Source organism: Bifidobacterium sp. A11 (genome assembly GCF_000499185.1).
GTDB lineage: Bacteria > Actinomycetota > Actinomycetes > Actinomycetales > Bifidobacteriaceae > Bombiscardovia > Bombiscardovia mizhiensis.
The window spans coordinates 1-15,869 of record NZ_AWUO01000015.1; the positions used below are offsets into that span (position 1 = coordinate 1).

13 protein-coding genes are annotated in these 15,869 nt (G+C 63.3%); 3 read left to right on the forward strand and 10 right to left on the reverse strand.

Going from position 1 to position 15,869, the window contains the following annotated elements; translation table 11 throughout:
* Together P273_RS0108630 and P273_RS0108640 are read right to left on the reverse strand one after the other, a co-directional pair.
* Positions 1-2,057: InlB B-repeat-containing protein (locus P273_RS0108630; protein ID WP_367379022.1), on the reverse strand; the 2,057-nt coding region annotated here is incomplete at its 3' end.
* Between the two features lie 310 nt (positions 2,058-2,367).
* A complete protein-coding gene (locus P273_RS0108640) occupies positions 2,368-3,243 on the reverse strand; it encodes an undecaprenyl-diphosphate phosphatase (protein WP_024628050.1) in 876 nt (291 codons plus the stop codon).
* A 145-nt stretch (positions 3,244-3,388) separates the two neighbouring features.
* Between P273_RS0108640 and P273_RS0108645 the strand changes: the two genes are divergently transcribed.
* On the forward strand, positions 3,389-4,183 hold the full coding sequence (locus P273_RS0108645; RefSeq protein ID WP_024628051.1) for a fructosamine kinase family protein: 795 nt from the start codon (positions 3,389-3,391) through the stop codon (positions 4,181-4,183).
* A gap of 10 nt (positions 4,184-4,193) precedes the next feature.
* On the opposite strand, the gene dnaJ is transcribed toward P273_RS0108645, so the two are convergent.
* Both dnaJ and hrcA read right to left on the reverse strand, forming a co-directional pair.
* Positions 4,194-5,330: a molecular chaperone DnaJ gene (gene dnaJ, locus P273_RS0108650; RefSeq protein ID WP_024628052.1), complete on the reverse strand. Its 1,137-nt coding sequence runs from the start codon at positions 5,328-5,330 to the stop codon at positions 4,194-4,196.
* A gap of 84 nt (positions 5,331-5,414) precedes the next feature.
* A complete protein-coding gene (gene hrcA, locus P273_RS0108655; RefSeq protein WP_024628053.1) occupies positions 5,415-6,488 on the reverse strand; it encodes a heat-inducible transcriptional repressor HrcA in 1,074 nt (357 codons plus the stop codon).
* A gap of 184 nt (positions 6,489-6,672) precedes the next feature.
* On the opposite strand from hrcA, the gene tkt reads away from it, so the two are divergent.
* Positions 6,673-8,775, forward strand: a complete 2,103-nt coding sequence (tkt, locus tag P273_RS0108660; protein ID WP_024628054.1) for a transketolase — start codon at positions 6,673-6,675, stop codon at positions 8,773-8,775.
* Between the two features lie 156 nt (positions 8,776-8,931).
* Positions 8,932-10,041, forward strand: coding sequence for a transaldolase (tal, locus tag P273_RS0108665; RefSeq protein WP_024628055.1), 1,110 nt, complete (start codon positions 8,932-8,934; stop codon positions 10,039-10,041).
* An 85-nt stretch (positions 10,042-10,126) separates the two neighbouring features.
* Here tal and hemH read toward each other — a convergent pair whose 3' ends face one another.
* From hemH to pgk, 6 genes are all read right to left on the reverse strand, one after another.
* Entirely contained in the window at positions 10,127-11,050 is a 924-nt protein-coding gene (hemH, locus tag P273_RS0108670; protein ID WP_024628056.1) for a ferrochelatase, read from the reverse strand.
* Positions 11,043-12,440 carry an MFS transporter gene (locus P273_RS0108675; protein ID WP_029676354.1) on the reverse strand — a complete coding sequence of 466 codons (1,398 nt, stop codon included), beginning with the start codon at positions 12,438-12,440 and terminating at the stop codon, positions 11,043-11,045. The genes hemH and P273_RS0108675 overlap by 8 nt, the downstream gene beginning before the upstream one ends.
* A 4-nt stretch (positions 12,441-12,444) precedes the next feature.
* Positions 12,445-13,203 carry a hydrogen peroxide-dependent heme synthase gene (hemQ, locus tag P273_RS0108680; RefSeq protein ID WP_024628058.1) on the reverse strand — a complete coding sequence of 253 codons (759 nt, stop codon included), beginning with the start codon at positions 13,201-13,203 and terminating at the stop codon, positions 12,445-12,447.
* 233 nt (positions 13,204-13,436) lie between these two features.
* The gene (secG, locus tag P273_RS0108685) at positions 13,437-13,685 is read right to left on the reverse strand and encodes a preprotein translocase subunit SecG (protein WP_024628059.1); all 249 of its coding nucleotides are present in this window, start codon (positions 13,683-13,685) and stop codon (positions 13,437-13,439) included.
* A 60-nt stretch (positions 13,686-13,745) separates the two neighbouring features.
* Positions 13,746-14,528, reverse strand: a complete 783-nt coding sequence (tpiA, locus tag P273_RS0108690; protein WP_024628060.1) for a triose-phosphate isomerase — start codon at positions 14,526-14,528, stop codon at positions 13,746-13,748.
* Positions 14,529-14,618: 90 nt separating this feature from the next.
* Complete coding sequence (gene pgk, locus P273_RS0108695) at positions 14,619-15,815, reverse strand: phosphoglycerate kinase (RefSeq protein WP_024628061.1); 1,197 nt, start codon at positions 15,813-15,815, stop codon at positions 14,619-14,621.
* Between the last annotated feature and the right edge of the window lie 54 nt (positions 15,816-15,869).

Consider the following 15,869-nt stretch of genomic DNA (forward strand, 5'->3'; position numbering starts at 1 on the left):
CCTAGGGCCAGCGAATGATCGTCTCCGGCGCTGACCTGCATGTAGGTGAAATCCTTGGGCAGATCCGGATACGTGCTGCGGTCGGGCATCCTCACCATGACCGGCGTAGACCGGTAGCTGCTGCTCGTCCCGTCGCCGAGCTGACCATTGCTGTTGTTTCCCCAGGCGTAGGCGTTCCCGTCGCTGCCCACAGCCAAGGAAAAACCAGAGCTGGAGCTTGATGCGCTGATCTGGCTGAACCTGATGCCCCGGCTGGCGCTGTCAGGCGGGGTGATGGTGGTGGATTCCCTGCCCAGCTGGCTGCCCTTATCAGGGCTGATGCCCCACGTGCTGTTCCGGCCTGCGGGCGACCAGTGGGCGGTCAGGGTCAGGTCCTTGGTGACAGGCTTGCTGAAATCATAGGCGACCTGCCCGGTGAACCATCCGTCGAACAGGAAGCCTTCTCGCACAGGGTCGGGGGAGGGCCGCTTCGCCCTGCCGTTCGGGGTGGAGACAGTCTGGTCTGCAGGTTCGGGGTTTCCCCCGCCCGTGTCGAAGCGGACCGTGAGCGTGGATCGTGGTTCGGCGCCTCGTGTCAGTGGCTGGTCGACCGTGTAGTTGAGGCTCCTGGTGAAGGACTGGCCGTCCTGCCTGCCGGTGATGAGGATGGCGGCTTCCCCGGGCTTGCGGGCGGGCATGCCTGTCTGCCATGAGTTGTTGTTCTTGGTGAGTTTGAGCGGCTGGCTGTCCATGCTGGCTGTTTCTAGGATGGGCGCCTGTGTGGTGTCGAGCCTGGCTGGCCTGCCGGGCCGGCCCTGCCCCTCCAGGGTCCAAGTGAACATATTGCCTTGCCCGCTGATGGCAGTGATCCTGCTGCCGGTGCTGGCGACCTGCGTGTACTGCTGGTCCCCGTCGTCCGCGCGGGTGGGCTTGCTGCCGGGCTTCCAGGCCCAGACCCGGCCTTTTGAGTCTATAAGAGTTGCTTGCATAGCGTTACTGCTGATGGCCGTGATGGCAGAATGGTCGGGCAAGACCAGTGGTTCTGGTTGGGTTTGTCCGTTGTCCAGATAGCTGGTCTGGCCTGTCGAGTCCAGAAGCATAGAGCCGTGATCCATGGCTGATATCTGAACAATTCGGTTGGCAAGCTTGACGGGTTGGATCTGATCGGTGTCAATGGCATCCGGCTTCCAGATCCAGACCTGGCCCTTGCTGTCCAAGGCGAGCAGACGGTCAGCATTGCCAGCAGCCGTGACTGCCAATGCCTGCCTCGGCAGACTTATGGCCTTTCCTGTTGGCTCGTTCTTACTGGTCCATGTGCGGATACGGCCTTCCTGGTTTACTGCTATAAGGCGATCGCCAGCCATGGCAATGCTGGTGTAAGTCGTGGAGTCTGCGTCAAGTAAGGCCGGCGTATTCCCATCTTTGCTCCAAGTGTAGATGCGGTGTTCACTGCTCAAGGCTGCAAAGCTGTTATCGCCAACGACTCCAGCTGTGAATCGCATGTCGTCGGACTCGCTTTGTGGTGATGGCACATGAACAGGCTTTTTGTCCTTTGAAATCCACGTGAATAGGTGGCCATCGCCGGTCACGCCGATCATCTTGCCGTCATGGGCTTCCAGCGTGCTGAACGATGGGGAATCTGCGTTCGGGGGTGTGATGGTGATGCTGGTGCCGCCGGAAGCCGGACCATGGTCGGGGCTGAGCGCCCAATCAGTCAACGGGGTCCACTTGGCTTTCAAGGCGGTGTCCCTGGTGACCGGGGTGCGGAAGTCCATCATTGCTTCATGCTCCGACCAGCCGTCAAACCGGTAGCCGTCACGCTTCGGATTATCGGCGGGTGGTGACACCAAGGAGCCATCCTGTAAAGTTACACGTTCCGCTTTGCTTCCATTGGCAGGATCGAATACGACCGTGTGAGAATCAGCAGCAGACTGGATCCCAGCAGGTGAATAGGAGCTGGATGGCGAGATTCCGAGGGGTTGGGAAGAGCCTGTTGGGGTTTGAACAGGCGAGGGGGAAACAGATGAAGTGGTCAGTGGCGAGGGGGAAGGCAGGTTGGTTGGTTGTAGATCGCTCAGGGAACCGTTATCTACCTGAGCGGTATAGCCGACCCCCCCCCCCTGTTGACATCTGAGCCGGAGGCGAAGACGGTGCCGGTGGCCATGCCGGTCAGCAGCAGGGGGATCAGCACCAATGCTGACATGAGCGACCGCAGGCCAAACCTATGCGTACGAGAACCGGCAGACGTCGACGACGAAACCACAACAAACCTCCCCAAAGGATTCAAAAATGCTTCACTGACCAGTCCCCCGCAAACATGGGCAGCACATGAGCAAATCCTATCACGGGGCCATGTGAGCGTCGAATCCCCCGGCAATTCACCCAGGCTCAGCTGGCCGCCACGCCGCCTACTGCAGGCAGGGCACCGACCATGAGCATGATGGCCACGAAGATGGCCAGGCCGATCCGGTAGATGACGAATCCCCGGTAGGAGAAGCGTGAGACGATCTTCAAGAAGGCGATGATGACGATGTATCCCAGCAGGAAGCTGACCACGGTGGCGCAGATGGTGGCCCCCCAGCCGGGGAAGGCGGCGTCCGCGTTGATGTTCTTCAGGGACTTGACCGTCTCTAGGATGCCGGCGCCGAAGACGGCGGGGATGGCCATGAGGAAGCTGACACGTGTGGCGGACTCGCGGGTGTAGCCCAGGGCGCGGCCGAAGGTCATGGTGCCGCCCGAGCGGGATACGCCGGGGATCAGGGCCAGCATCTGCCCGATGCCGAAGAGCAGGGCGTCCCGGGCGCTCATCTGGCGGATCTCCTTGTTCTGGCGGCCGTGGCGGTCGAAGTAGTCCAGCAGCAGGCCGAAGACGATCAGCACCACCACGGTGATCCAGAGGTTGCGCAGCTTGGTTTCGATTATCTTCTGGAAGAGCAGGCCCGCCACCACGATGGGCAGGGTTCCCAGAATGATGTACCAGCCCAGGGCCGCGTCATGGTCCTTGGAGCCCATCCGCTCACGCAAGGAGGAGCCGTCCTTGCCGGCCAGGCAGCGGAACCAGTGGGTCAGTATGCGGGCAATGTCATGCCGGAAGTAGAGCAGGACCGCCAGCTCGGTGCCGAATTGGATGATGGCTGTGAAGGCCGCGCCCGGGTCCTGGCCCAGCAGGCCGCCCACGATGCGGATATGGGCGCTGGATGAGACGGGGAAATACTCCGTCAGGGCCTGCACCAGGCCGAACAGAATGGCTTCGAAGAAATTCATGGACCCCTCTTGCTATGTCGGACAACAATGGCAAGCATAGCCACCGCGCAGGGCAGGCAGAGCCAAGGGCCGGGCATGTCTCGCAGAATGCCCACAATGGGTCTTGTCGGAATCGACGACTCGACGATTAGGGGTGTGGATCATCATGGCCAAGACCTACAGAAAATCCAGGGGCGGGGCCCCGGCGGGATTCTTCGAGTGCGAGGGGCGTGGGCTTAAATGGCTGGGCCAGGCCCAGGCGCAGGGCGGTCCCCGGGTGGTGGACGTCTACGACTGGGGCCCGGACTACCTGGACATCGAAGAGGTGACCTCCGCCTCCCCCACGCCTGGTGCGGCCTACCGTTTTGGCGCCCAGCTGGCCCACATGCATGATGCCGGAGCCGACCACTTCGGTTCCGCGCCCGAGGGCTACACGGGCACCTGCTACTTCGGACCCCTGCAGGATCCGCTGCCCATGGACGTGGGCGACTGGGACGACCCGGCCACCTACTGGGCCGAAGGACGGCTGAAGCCCATGGTGGGCATGGCCATGGATCGGCGGGCTCTGAACCGCGATGACATGAAGATGACAGAAGAGGTGATCCAGGCCCTGCCGGAGCTGCTGGGCGCGGCTGCCAATGACAAGCCTGCCCGGGTCCACGGGGACCTGTGGAGCGGGAACGTCATGTGGACCAGGAACGACGGGAACACCGAGGCCGTCCTGATCGACCCTGCGGCCCACGGCGGCCACCGCGAGGAGGATCTGGCCATGTTGCAACTGTTCGGCATCCCCTACCTGGGGCAGATTCTGGACGGCTACCAGAGCGTGCATCCCCTGGCGGCCGGCTACCAGAACCGGACCACGCTCTGGCAGCTCTACGCCATCGCCGGGCACTGCGCGTTCTTTGGCGGCGGCTATGTGAGCGAGTACCGATCCATGTGCCGGTCGCTGCTGGGCTGACTCAGCCGCCTCAGCTGAAGATGTCCTTGAGCTTGCCGAAGATCCCCTTGCGGCCCCCGACTCCGGCAGGCTTGGCGCTCTGCGGGACCTGCTTGGCTTCGGAGTCGTGGCTGTTGGCGAAGTCCTCAATTAGACGGCGCTGATCGTCGTCCAGCTTGGTGGGGATCTGGACCAGCACGTGGACGATGATGTCGCCGCGCTCCTCCCGGTTGCCCAGCCTGGTGACGCCCAGACCCTTGATGGTGATCTCCTGGTCGGGCTGGCAGCCGGCGGGAATATCCACCTGGCGCTGGCCGTCGAAGGTCTCCAGGTCAACCTGGTGGCCCAGCACGGCCCAGGTCATGGGCACGGCAATCCAGCAGTGCAGGTCCTGGCCGCTGCGGGTGTAGTGCTTGTCGGGCTTGATGGTGATGTCCACATACAGGTCGCCGGCTGCGCCGCCGCCCTCGCCCACCTCGCCCTGTGAGGCCAGCCGCAGCCGGGAGCCGTCAGCCACGCCTGCGGGCACGTTGACGCCCACCTCGCGACGGGTGCGTACACGGCCGTGGCCGTTGCAGACCGGGCAGGGGTGCTCGATGATGGTGCCGTGGCCCTCGCACCGCTCGCAGGGTGCCTGGCTCATCATTTGCCCCAGTAGGGTCCGCACCACTTTCTGGGCATAGCCCTTGCCGTTGCAGACCGGGCAGGTCACCGGGGAGGTTCCCTTCTGGGCTCCCGAGCCGCCGCACTCCTGGCAGAGACCGTAGGTGCTGATGGGGGTGCGGACCACGCCGCCGAAGATGGCGGTCTTCATGTCCACGGAGACCTGGGCCAGGGCGTCCCGGCCGGGCTGGGTGCGCGGAATCGGCCCCTGGGTGGTGCCCCCGAAGCCGCCGCCGAAGAACTGGTTGAAGACGTCGCCCATGTCGAAGGGGCCGCCTCCCTGGGAGGCCTGGGGATCGTTGGGATCCACGCCCGCGTCGTACATGCGCCGCTTCTCGGGGTCGGAGAGCACCTCGTAGGCGCTGTTGACCTCCTTGAACTTGTCCTCGTATTCAGGCCCGGCGATGTCCGGGTGGTACTTGCGGCTCATCTTGCGATAGGCACGCTTGATGTCCTGATCGCTCGCGCCGCGCTCGACTCCCAAAACCTCGTAGTAATCTGCCACCGATCATCCTTTTCGTTTGATGCCCTCTCGACCCATAGTTGCATGGGCCCACGATACCTATGACTTATGCGTTTGCCTTGACGGTCACGGCTCCCCGTCGCCTGCCAGGAAACCGGTTAAATACGAGGCCACGGCGCGAACCGCGCTCATGGTCGCCGGATAGTCCATATGGGTCGGGCCGATGGAGCCTACGAAGGCCACGGGCTCGTCGGCTTCGGAGCCGTCGTTCTGCCTGGACCGGGCATGGCCGTATCCGCTGGTGACCACTGAGGCGTGGGCCAGTTCGGGGGTCCGGGTCTCGGTGCCGATGGCTACGCTGACCCCGTTGCTCTCACGCGAGAGCTCGCTCTGGGCCCGCATGAGCCGCATGAGCACCACCTGCTCCTCCAGGGCGTCCAGGAGTGAACCCAAGTCTCCCAGGGAGACGGCCTGGCTGTGGGTCAGCTGGGAGGTGCCGGCCATGTAGAGGCCGCTGGTCTGCTCCCGGGTGGCCATCTCGTCGAAGACCGTGGCCACCAGGCGCAGCATGGACTTGTCGCGCCCCTCGGTAAGGGAGTCGGCCAGCATGCGGCAGCGGTCGGCGGCACGGTCCAGGGGCAGGTCCTGGCACTGTCGGTTGATCTGATCGGACAGGTCGGCCAGGGCGTTCGGATCCTCCTGCAGGGGCCCGTGCAGGGTGCGCTGGACCACCCGGCCGGTGTCGGTGATGACCACCATAAGTATGGTCCCCCGGCTCAGTCCTATAAGCTCGGCCCGGCGCAGGTTGGAGCTGGCCAGGGAGGGCGAGGCCACCACGGCGATCTGCCCGGTGATCTGGGCCAGAAGCTGGGCGGCGTGCTGCAGGGTGTCCTCCAGGTTGACCGACCCGGATAGGAAAGCGTTGATCCCCCGGCGCTGGGCGGCGGACAGGGGCACGATGGTGGCCAGCCTGTCGACGAAGTAACGGTAGCCCTTCTGGGTGGGGATGCGGCCGGCCGAGGTGTGGGGCTGGACCAGGTATCCCTCGCTCTCTAGGGCCGCCATGTCGTTGCGCACGGTTGCGGAGCTGACACCAAGCTGATGATTTCTGGTGAGCGAACCCGACCCTACCGGCTCGCGAGAACGAATATAGTCCTCGACGACCGCGCGCAGCACCAGCATGCGTCTGGTATTAGGCAATGTCGCTCCTTCCGTCATGGTTTCATTATTAGCACTCGGGCCATGAGAGTGCCAAAACGTCGCGCGAAGAGCCGAATTGTGTCGTCTCAAACCGATACGATGGAAGCGCAATGTGAAGGTAATCGAACATTTTCGACACAAGTCGAACATGAAGACCTCTAGATTGGAAGGAAAGCAGCACCATATGACAGATTTCACATGGTCCGAACTCGATGAGCGGGCTGTCAAGATGGCCAAGGTCCTCTCGGCCGACGCGGTCGAGAAGGCTGGAAGCGGTCACCCCGGCTCCCCTATTTCGCTGGCGCCCATCGCTTACGCGCTCTACCAGCACTTCATCCGTCACGACCCCAACGACCCCGACTGGGTTGGGCGTGATCGGTTCATTCTTTCCGGCGGCCACGCCTCGCTGACCCAGTACGTGCAGCTCTACTTCTCCGGGTACGGACTGACCCTGGACGACCTCAAGCGCTTCCGCACCGCCGGCACCAGGACCCCCGGCCACCCCGAGTACGGCCTGACCCCCGGCATCGAGATGACCACCGGCCCGCTGGGCCAGGGTCTGGCCTCGGCTGTGGGCTTCGCCTATGGTCAGCGCTACGAGCGCGGCCTGCTGGATCCGGATGCACCCGAGGGGCAGTCCCCCTTCGACCATAAGGTCTGGGTCATCTGCGGCGAAGGCGACGTCGAAGAGGGCGTCTCCTCCGAGGCCAGCTCCCTGGCCGGCGACCAGCGCCTGGGCAACCTGACCGTCATCTTCGACGCCAACCACATCCAGATCGAGGGCGACACCCGCATCTCCCTGGGCGAGGACATCCTCAAGCGCTACCAGGCCTACGGCTGGTACACCGACGAGTTCAGCTTCATTCAGCCCGACGGCTCCTACAAGGAGGACGTCGAGGGCCTGGCTGCCGTCCTGGAGAAGGCCGAGCAGGTCACCGACCGGCCCAAGTTCATCAAGGTGGACACCCTGATGGCCTGGCCCACCCCCGGCAAGACCAACGATCCTTCAGCCCACGGCTCCGCCCTGGGCGCCGAGGCCGTCGCCGGTCTGAAGAAGACCCTGGGCTACGACCCTGAGCAGAGCTTCCAGATTGACGAGGAGGCCCTGGCCCACGCACGCGAGGTTGCCCAGCGTGGTCTGGCTGCTCATAAGGACTGGGACGAGAAGTACCAGGCCTGGCGCAAGGCCAACCCCGACAAGGCCGACCTCTACGACCGCATCCATGCCGGCAAGCTGCCCGAGGGCTTCGACAAGGCCCTGGACGACCTTGAGGCTGGCTTCGAGCCCGGCTCCAAGGTGGCCACCCGCAAGGCCTCCGGCGCGGTCATCAACGCCCTGGCCCCCATCATGCCCGAGCTCTGGGGTGGATCCGCCGATCTGGGCGGCTCCAACAACACCAACATCAACGGTGCCGTCTCCTTCGCCCCCGAGGCCGACGAGACCGTCCAGTGGCCCAAGGCCAGCAAGTACGGCCGCCAGCTGCACTTCGGCGTGCGCGAGTTCGGCATGGGCGCCATCACCAACGGCATCCTGCTGGGTTCGGACACCAGGCCCTACAACGGGACCTTCTTCCAGTTCAGCGACTATGAGCGCCCCTCGGTGCGTCTGGCCGCCCTGATGGACATCCCCAACCTGTATGTGTGGACCCACGACTCCGTGGCCCTGGGCGAGGATGGCCCCACCCACCAGCCCATCGAGCACCTGACCGCCATGCGCGCCATCCCCCAGATGGAGGTTGTGCGCCCGGCCGACCAGTACGAGACCGCTGAGGCCTACCGCGCCTTCTTCGAGAAGGATAACACCCACCCCACGGCCATGATCCTGACCAGGCAGGGCGTGCCCACCCTGGAAGAGACCAAGGCCAAGGCCCGTGAAGGCGTTCGCAAGGGCGCCTACGTGCTGGTCGACACCGAGGGCCAGCCGGATGTGCTGATCATGGCCACCGGCTCCGAGGTGCAGCACGCTGTGGCCGCCTCCAAGACCCTGGCTGAGCAGGGCGTCAAGGCCCGCGTCATCTCCGTGCCTTCGCTGGAGTGGTTCGAGGAGCAGGACGACGACTACAAGGAAGCCGTTCTGCCCGCCTCCGTCAAGGCCCGCGTCTCCGTTGAGGCCGGACTGGCCACGCCCTGGTACAAGTACCTGGGCAGCTATGGCAAGCCCGTCTCCATCGAGCAGTTCGGCCTGCAGGGCAGCGGCGACGAGAACATGCGCGACCTGGGCATCACCGCCGATCATGTGGTCGAAGCAGCACAGGCCTCCCTGGAGGAAGTCCGTCGGGCCCGCTGAACCCGACATCCATGACAAATCGGGGGCCGTCCGCGACGCCGGCCCCCTCCCCTGCAGGCACGCCCGAAACGCGGGCCTGCGGGAATACAGCAACAGACTTCCCGGTAGTGCATAGTGAATGTGATTCCATCGGGAACCCAAATAAGGAGTGACAAGATGGCAGAAAATGCAAACACCCAGCGCACCAGTGATTCAGGTGTCTCGATCTGGTTGGACGATCTGAGCCGCACCCGCATCGAGTCGGGCAATCTGCAGCAGCTCATCGCCGAGCGCAATGTGGTGGGCGTGACCACCAACCCCTCGATTTTCCAGAAGGCCCTGAGCCAGGTGGGCCCCTATGACGAACAGCTCAAGCAGCTGGGCCGCATCCCCGTCGAGGAGGCCGTCCGCGAGCTGACCACCACCGACGTGCGCAACGCCACCGACATCTTCCGCGAGGTTGCCGAGAAGACCGACTACGTGGATGGACGCGTTTCCATCGAGGTCGATCCTCGTCTGGCCCACAACACCGAAGAGACCGAGAAGCAGGCCGAAGAGCTCTGGAACAAGGTTGATCGGCCCAACGCCTTCATCAAGATTCCTGCCACCCTGGAGGGCCTGCCTGCCATCACCGCCACCCTGGCCAAGGGCATCTCGGTCAACGTAACGCTGATCTTCTCCCTGGAGCGCTACCAGCAGGTCATCGACGCTTTCATTGAGGGCATCGCCCAGGCCGACAAGAACGGCAAGGATCTGAAGCACATCGGTTCGGTCGCCTCCTTCTTCGTCTCCCGCGTGGACACTGCGGTTGACAAGCTGCTGGAGGCCAACGGCTCTGACGAGGCCAAGTCCCTGGAGGGCAAGGCCGCTGTGGCCAACGCCCGCCTGGCCTACGAGCTCTTCGAGAAGGCCTTCGACAAGGATCCTCGCTGGGCCGATCTGGAAGCCAAGGGCGCCAAGCGTCAGCGTCCGCTCTGGGCCTCCACCGGCACCAAGAACGCCGCCTACTCCGACTGCAAGTATGTGGACGAGCTGGTGGCCCCTGACGTGGTCAACACCATGCCTGAGAAGACCCTTGAGGCCCTGGCTGCTCACGGCAACGGCGCCCCCTCCATCGAGGGCACCTATGAGGAGAGCCACCAGATCATGCAGAAGCTGGCAGACCTGGGCATCAACATCAAGGACGTGACCGACAAGCTGGAGGCCGATGGCGTCGCCGCCTTCATCAACTCCTGGGATTCGGTTCTCTCCGACGTGCAGAAGGGCATCGACCGCGTCAACGGCTGAGCGCCTGACTGACAGTCGCAGCTATTAAAGATTGTGCCCCGTCCGGTTCAAACCGGACGGGGCACAATTGGTATCAGTTACTCTGCTACTCTGCCTTGGTCTCCTCGACCACCTCTTGCAGGGTGGCGATCAGGGCGGGGCTGTCGTTGGGCATGTTCAGCCTGGTCAGGGTGCCGCCGGCTGATTCGATGGCCTTGGCCAGTTCCTGATCGACGTCGTAGCAGATCTCCAGGTTGTCGGCAATGAAGCCGATGGAGGCGGAGACGATGGTCTTCATGCCGCTCTTGGTGATCAGATCCTTGGCCACGGTGACGAAATCAGGTCCGATCCAGGGCTCCTGGGTGCGACCTGCCGACTGCCAGGCCAGCACGTACTGGTCCTCATTGAGACCGGCGGCCTGAGCCACGGCATTGGATAGACCGATGACCTCATCCTTGTAGGGGTCCCCTCCCTGGATGATGCGCAGGGGCAGGGAGTGGGCGCTGAAAATCACCTTGGTATCCGGCCGATCGGTCAGGTCCTTCTTGGCCACCAACTGATCGCTCCAGAAGTGGATCAGATCCTGGTGGTTCCACCAGGACCGCACAGGCAGGTATTCCATGCCCGGATGGGACTCGACGGCCTTGCGGGCGCGGTTGTGGTAGTCCTCGCTCGAATAGGAGGAGTACTGCGGGGCCAGGGGCAGACCGATGACCCTGGAGATACCATCGGCGGCAATCTGGTCGACTGCGTCCTTGATGAAGGGGGCGATGTACTTCAGGCCCTCGTAGACCTTGTAGGCACCGGGGTGGGCCTTGTCCAGCGCAGCCTGGAGACCGTCGCGCTGGGCGGTGGTGATCCTGGCCAGGGGCGAGGGCAGGCCGATGGCCTTGTAGCGGCCGACCAGCTGGTCCATGAGCGGCTTGGGCGGCTCCTGCCCATGGCGGATATTGGTGTAGTACCCCTTGATGTCGGACTCCTGGTAGGGGGTGCCGTAAGCCATGAGGAGGACAGCTGTAGGTTCAGTCATCAGCAACTTCTTTCTGTGAAAATGGAATGCAGTATGTCAGGCCGATATTGACCAGGGCTATGACGATGACCACCAGGAACATGTTCCTGTAGGAGGCCAGCCCGGCCTTTCCGCCCACCTTGCCCAGTTCAATGGCCGAGGCGAAGAGCAGCGGGGCGATGGTGGTGCCGATCTTCTTGCAGGCCGACAGCCCGCCGATGGCCTGCATACGGTTCTCGGGTCCGGCCAGCCTTCCGGCGATGACTTGGAGCGGCGAGGACATCATGGAGCCCATGCCCACCCCCATCAGGAAGGACAGGACCATGAAGAGCTGCAGGTTGTGCAGGGTCAGGGTGATCACCAGGGCCATCAGGCCTATCAGCGACGATGAAAAAACGAGCGTGGTCCGGTAGCCGAACTTGTCGACCAGGAGCCCGCCCAGCCAGGATCCGACCACGGAGCCCAGCCCGACGCCGACCATGACCATGCCGGCCGACCGGACCGGAAGCCCGAAGACGGAGTGGACATAGGTTGGAATGTAGACGAAGAGGGAGAAGAACATGCCTCCCAGCGTCCCCAGCAGAAGTGTCAGCCCATAGGAGGGCAGCTTCAGCAGGCGGATGGGCAGGAAGGGCATGGTGTCCTTGGCGTCGCCCAGGTTGCGCTCATGCATCAGGAAGATCGCGCCGGCCACCACTGCGACCAGGAGGCATCCGATGATCAGGGCCAGGTAGGTGGTTCCGTACTGGAGGAAGGTGATCGCCACCATCAGCAGGGCCAGAGCGATGCTGAAGGAGCCCAGACCCAGGTAATCGGTCTTCCAGGCGCGGTCGGTTTGGGAGTCGCCCATCATGAACCAGGCCAGGATGAAGAGGATGGCCAGGAAGGGCAGCATCATGAAGTAGTAGGCCCGCCATCCGTGGGTGATGCCCAGGAGCATGCCAGACAGGACCGGGCTGACCATGGCGGAAAGACCGGCGATGATGCCCACCGTGGAGACCTTCCTGCCCTGGTTGTTCCTGCGGGCGCGCTGCAGAAGGACGTTCATGGACAGGACCATGATGCCGCTGTCTCCCAGGGACTGGATGAACCGGCCCAGCAGCATGACCGCATAGTTGGGCGAGACCGCCGTCATCAGACATCCAAGGAACCAGAAGGCCAGTTCCCAGAGGAAGACCTTCCTGGTCCCGTGGGCGTCGGAGAGGTTGGAGGTGATGGGGGTGCCCACCACCAGGCCCAGGGTGTAGAGTCCGACCACCCAGGAGGAGCCCATGGTGGTCAGGCCGAAGGTCCGTGTGATGGACGGCAACATGGTCGGCACCGCTCCCCCATCCAACTGGGTGATGAAGACGATGACCATGAAGAACCATATGGGCGTGGAAAGGATCGATCTTCTCTCTCTTGTCGACATGATGTTACTGTCCCATCTGGTCCGTGAGCAGCCTGTCGATGCGCTCAGGATCGGTCTTGGTGCCTACCAGGAAGTAGGGGAATTCGCCATAGATGGAGCTGGCTTCGATGTAGCGCATCTCGGTGACGATCTTCTTGAATTGGACGGGGTCGTCGGCGAACAGGGTGACGCCCCACTCGTAGTCGTCCAGGCCGATGGAGCCCGTCAGGATGATGGAGACCTTGCCGGCGTAGGAGCGGCCGATCTTGCCGTGGTCGTGCATGTAGGCCTTGCGTTGGTCGTAGGGCAGCGTGTACCAGTTGGCTCCGGGGACGCGGGTCTTCGACATGGGATAGAAGCAGATGTAGGGCTTGTCGGGGGTCTTGGGATGCAGGCTGGCATTGACATAGGACCAGCCACGGTCCGTGGTCGGCTCGCCCGAGTAGAGGCCCACCTCGGTGACCGACACATAGGAGATGGTCGGCTCCAGGTAATCGGATAGCCGCAGCTTCTCCAGGGAAGTCTCGACCTCCTGCAGCTGGTCCAGGGTCTCCCTGAGGACCATCAGGCCCAGGTCGGCCTTTTGCCCGTTGACCTGGCACCAGTAGTGGCTTCCCTCGCCCTGGGACTGGACCGCGTCCAGTTGTGCGGCCAGGGCCTTGAACTCATCCAGGCATTCCTGGCGTTCGCCCTGCGGCACTCGGCGCCACTTGGCCCAATCGATTTTCCAGAAGAGGTGAAGGCAAAACCAGCCCTCCAGGCTCGGTGCAGCTTGCTCAGCCATGAGCACTTCCTTTCGCTTGCTTAGCTTGCACGACATTGTGTGATGCGCCACTCATTCGGCACACCATTCTCTACTCTATCCGTCAGGTGGCTGAATCGTTGGATTATCGGTGCATTGTGAATGACATATTCTGGTAATCGTCAAGGACTAAGAGCACGGCACTAAAGTCATCCAGATATGGAAAAACCCCGGTAAATGCCGGGGTCAAATATTTTAGGTATTGTCTGATGGAATCAGGCCAGCTTGTACTTGGTAATGAGATCCAAGGCGATGATGATGGCCACCCAGATCAGGGCCACGATAATGGTCAGCCGGTTCAGGTTCTTCTCGGCTGCGCCTGAGGTGCCGGCGTTGGAGCCGATTCCGCCGCCGAACATATCGGACAGGCCGCCGCCCTTGCCCTTGTGCAGCAGAATCAGCATGGTCAGCAGTATGCTGGCGAGGATCACAACGACTTCGAGCGCAATCTTGACAATGGTCACGGCACATACCTCCATGTAAGGAACTGGGAACAAGTATACAGACACCCGGGGAAAAACGCATCAACCCTTGGCAGCCAGTCGTACGATCCGTGCGAACTCCTCCACATCCAGGGAGGCGCCGCCCACCAGAAAGCCGTCCACGTCCGGCTGGGTGATCATCTGGGAGGCGTTCTTGGAGGTGACCGAGCCGCCGTAGAGGATGCGCACGGCCTGGCCGGCAGGCTCTCCGAACTTCCCTGAGATGTGGTCGCGGATGGCCCGGGCGGCCTGTTGGGCGGTGTCCGGGGTGGCCACCATGCCGGTGCCGATGGCCCAGACTGGTTCGTAGGCCACAATCAGGTTTTCCATGTCCTCCTTGGCCAGGTCCCGGGTGACGTCGTTGACCTGGCCAACGGCGAAGTCCAGCTGGATGCCCTGGCGGCGCTCCTCGTAGCTCTCCCCCACGCAGAGGATGGGCTTCATGCCCGCAGCCAGGACGGCACGGACCTGGTCGACGATGTTGGCATCGTCCTCGGGATGGTACTTGCGTCGCTCGGAGTGGCCCACGATGACGTAGCTGCAGCCCAGCTGAGCCAGCATATCCGCGGACACGTCCCCGGTAAAGGCTCCCTGGGCGGTAACGGAGACGGCCTGGGCCCCGTATTCGATGGGCAGGTTGTCGGCCTCCACCAGCACCTGGACGGAGCGCAGGGCAGTGAAGGCGGGCATCAGCGCCACCTGGCAGCGCCTGCGGTCGAAGTGGGCGTCGCGCAGGAGCCAGGCCAGCTTCTGCACAAAATAGGTGGCTTCCAGGTGGTCGAAGTTCATCTTCCAATTACCGGCCACCAGGGGAATGCGTGCCATACAAGACCTTTCCATCCGCGCAACAACAGCAATGCCGGGCCGCCGGATGCGAAACCCGGTGACCCGGCATTGCCCGTCTGTCTGCCGATTTTACTCCAGCACCTTCAGACCCGGAAGCTCCTTGCCCTCAAGGAACTCCAGCGAGGCACCGCCGCCGGTGGAGATGTGCGAGAAGCCATCCTCGGGGAAGCCCAGGTTGCGCACGGCCGAGGCGGAGTCGCCGCCGCCGACGATGGTGAAGGCTCCGGCCTTGGTGGCGTCGACCAGGCCCTGGGCCACAGCCCGGGTGCCGTCGGCGAATGCCGGGAACTCGAAGACGCCCATGGGTCCGTTCCAGACCACGGTCTTGGAGTCCACGATCTTGTCGTGGAAGAGTTTCTGGGAGTCGGGGCCGATGTCCAGACCCATCTTGTCTGCGGGGATGCCGTCGGCAGGAACCACCTGATGAGGCGAATCCGCCTTGAACTCGTCAGCCACCACGATGTCGGTGGGCAGGACCAGCTCCACGCCCTTCTCACGGGCAGTGGCCATGTAGCCCTTGACGGTATCGACCTGATCCTCTTCCAGCAGGGAGGAGCCGACCTCGTAGCCCTCGGCCTTGAGGAAGGTGAAGACCATGCCGCCGCCGATGACCAGACGGTCGGCCTTGCTGAGCAGGTTCTCGATGACGCCCAGCTTGTCGGAGACCTTGGAGCCGCCCAGGACCACAGTGAAGGGCCGCTCGGGGTTCTCGGTCGCCTTGGACAGGGCCTTGACCTCCTTCTCGACCAGCAGGCCTGCTGCGGAGGGCAGGAACTTGGCCACGGAGTAGTTGGAGCCCTGGGCACGGTGGACCACGCCGAAGCCGTCGGAGACGAAGACATCGCCCAGGTCGGCGATCTTGCGGGCGTAGGCATCACGCTCGGCCTCGTCCTTGCTGGTCTCCTCGGGGTTGTAGCGCACGTTCTGCAGCAGGACCACGTCGCCGTCGTTCATGGCGGCTACCTTGGCATGGGCATCGGGACCATAGGTGTCCTCGGCCAGAGGAACCTGCACGCCCAGCAGCTCGCCCAGACGAGCGGCCACGGGGGCCAGGCTCAGCTCGGGAACGACCTTGCCCTTGGGGCGACCCAGGTGGGCCATGAGGATGACCTTGGCGCCCTGACCACGAAGCTGCTCGATGGTTGGCAGGGCGGCGCGGATGCGGCCGTCGTCCGTAATGGTGGTGCCGTCCAGCGGCACGTTGAAGTCCGCGCGGACGAGCACGCGCTTGCCCTTGAGATCACCGAGGCTCTTCAGTGTTTTCATGCGTATCCTTTCTGACTGCGGGTCCATGCGCCCGCTCCCCTGCCATGGTACTCA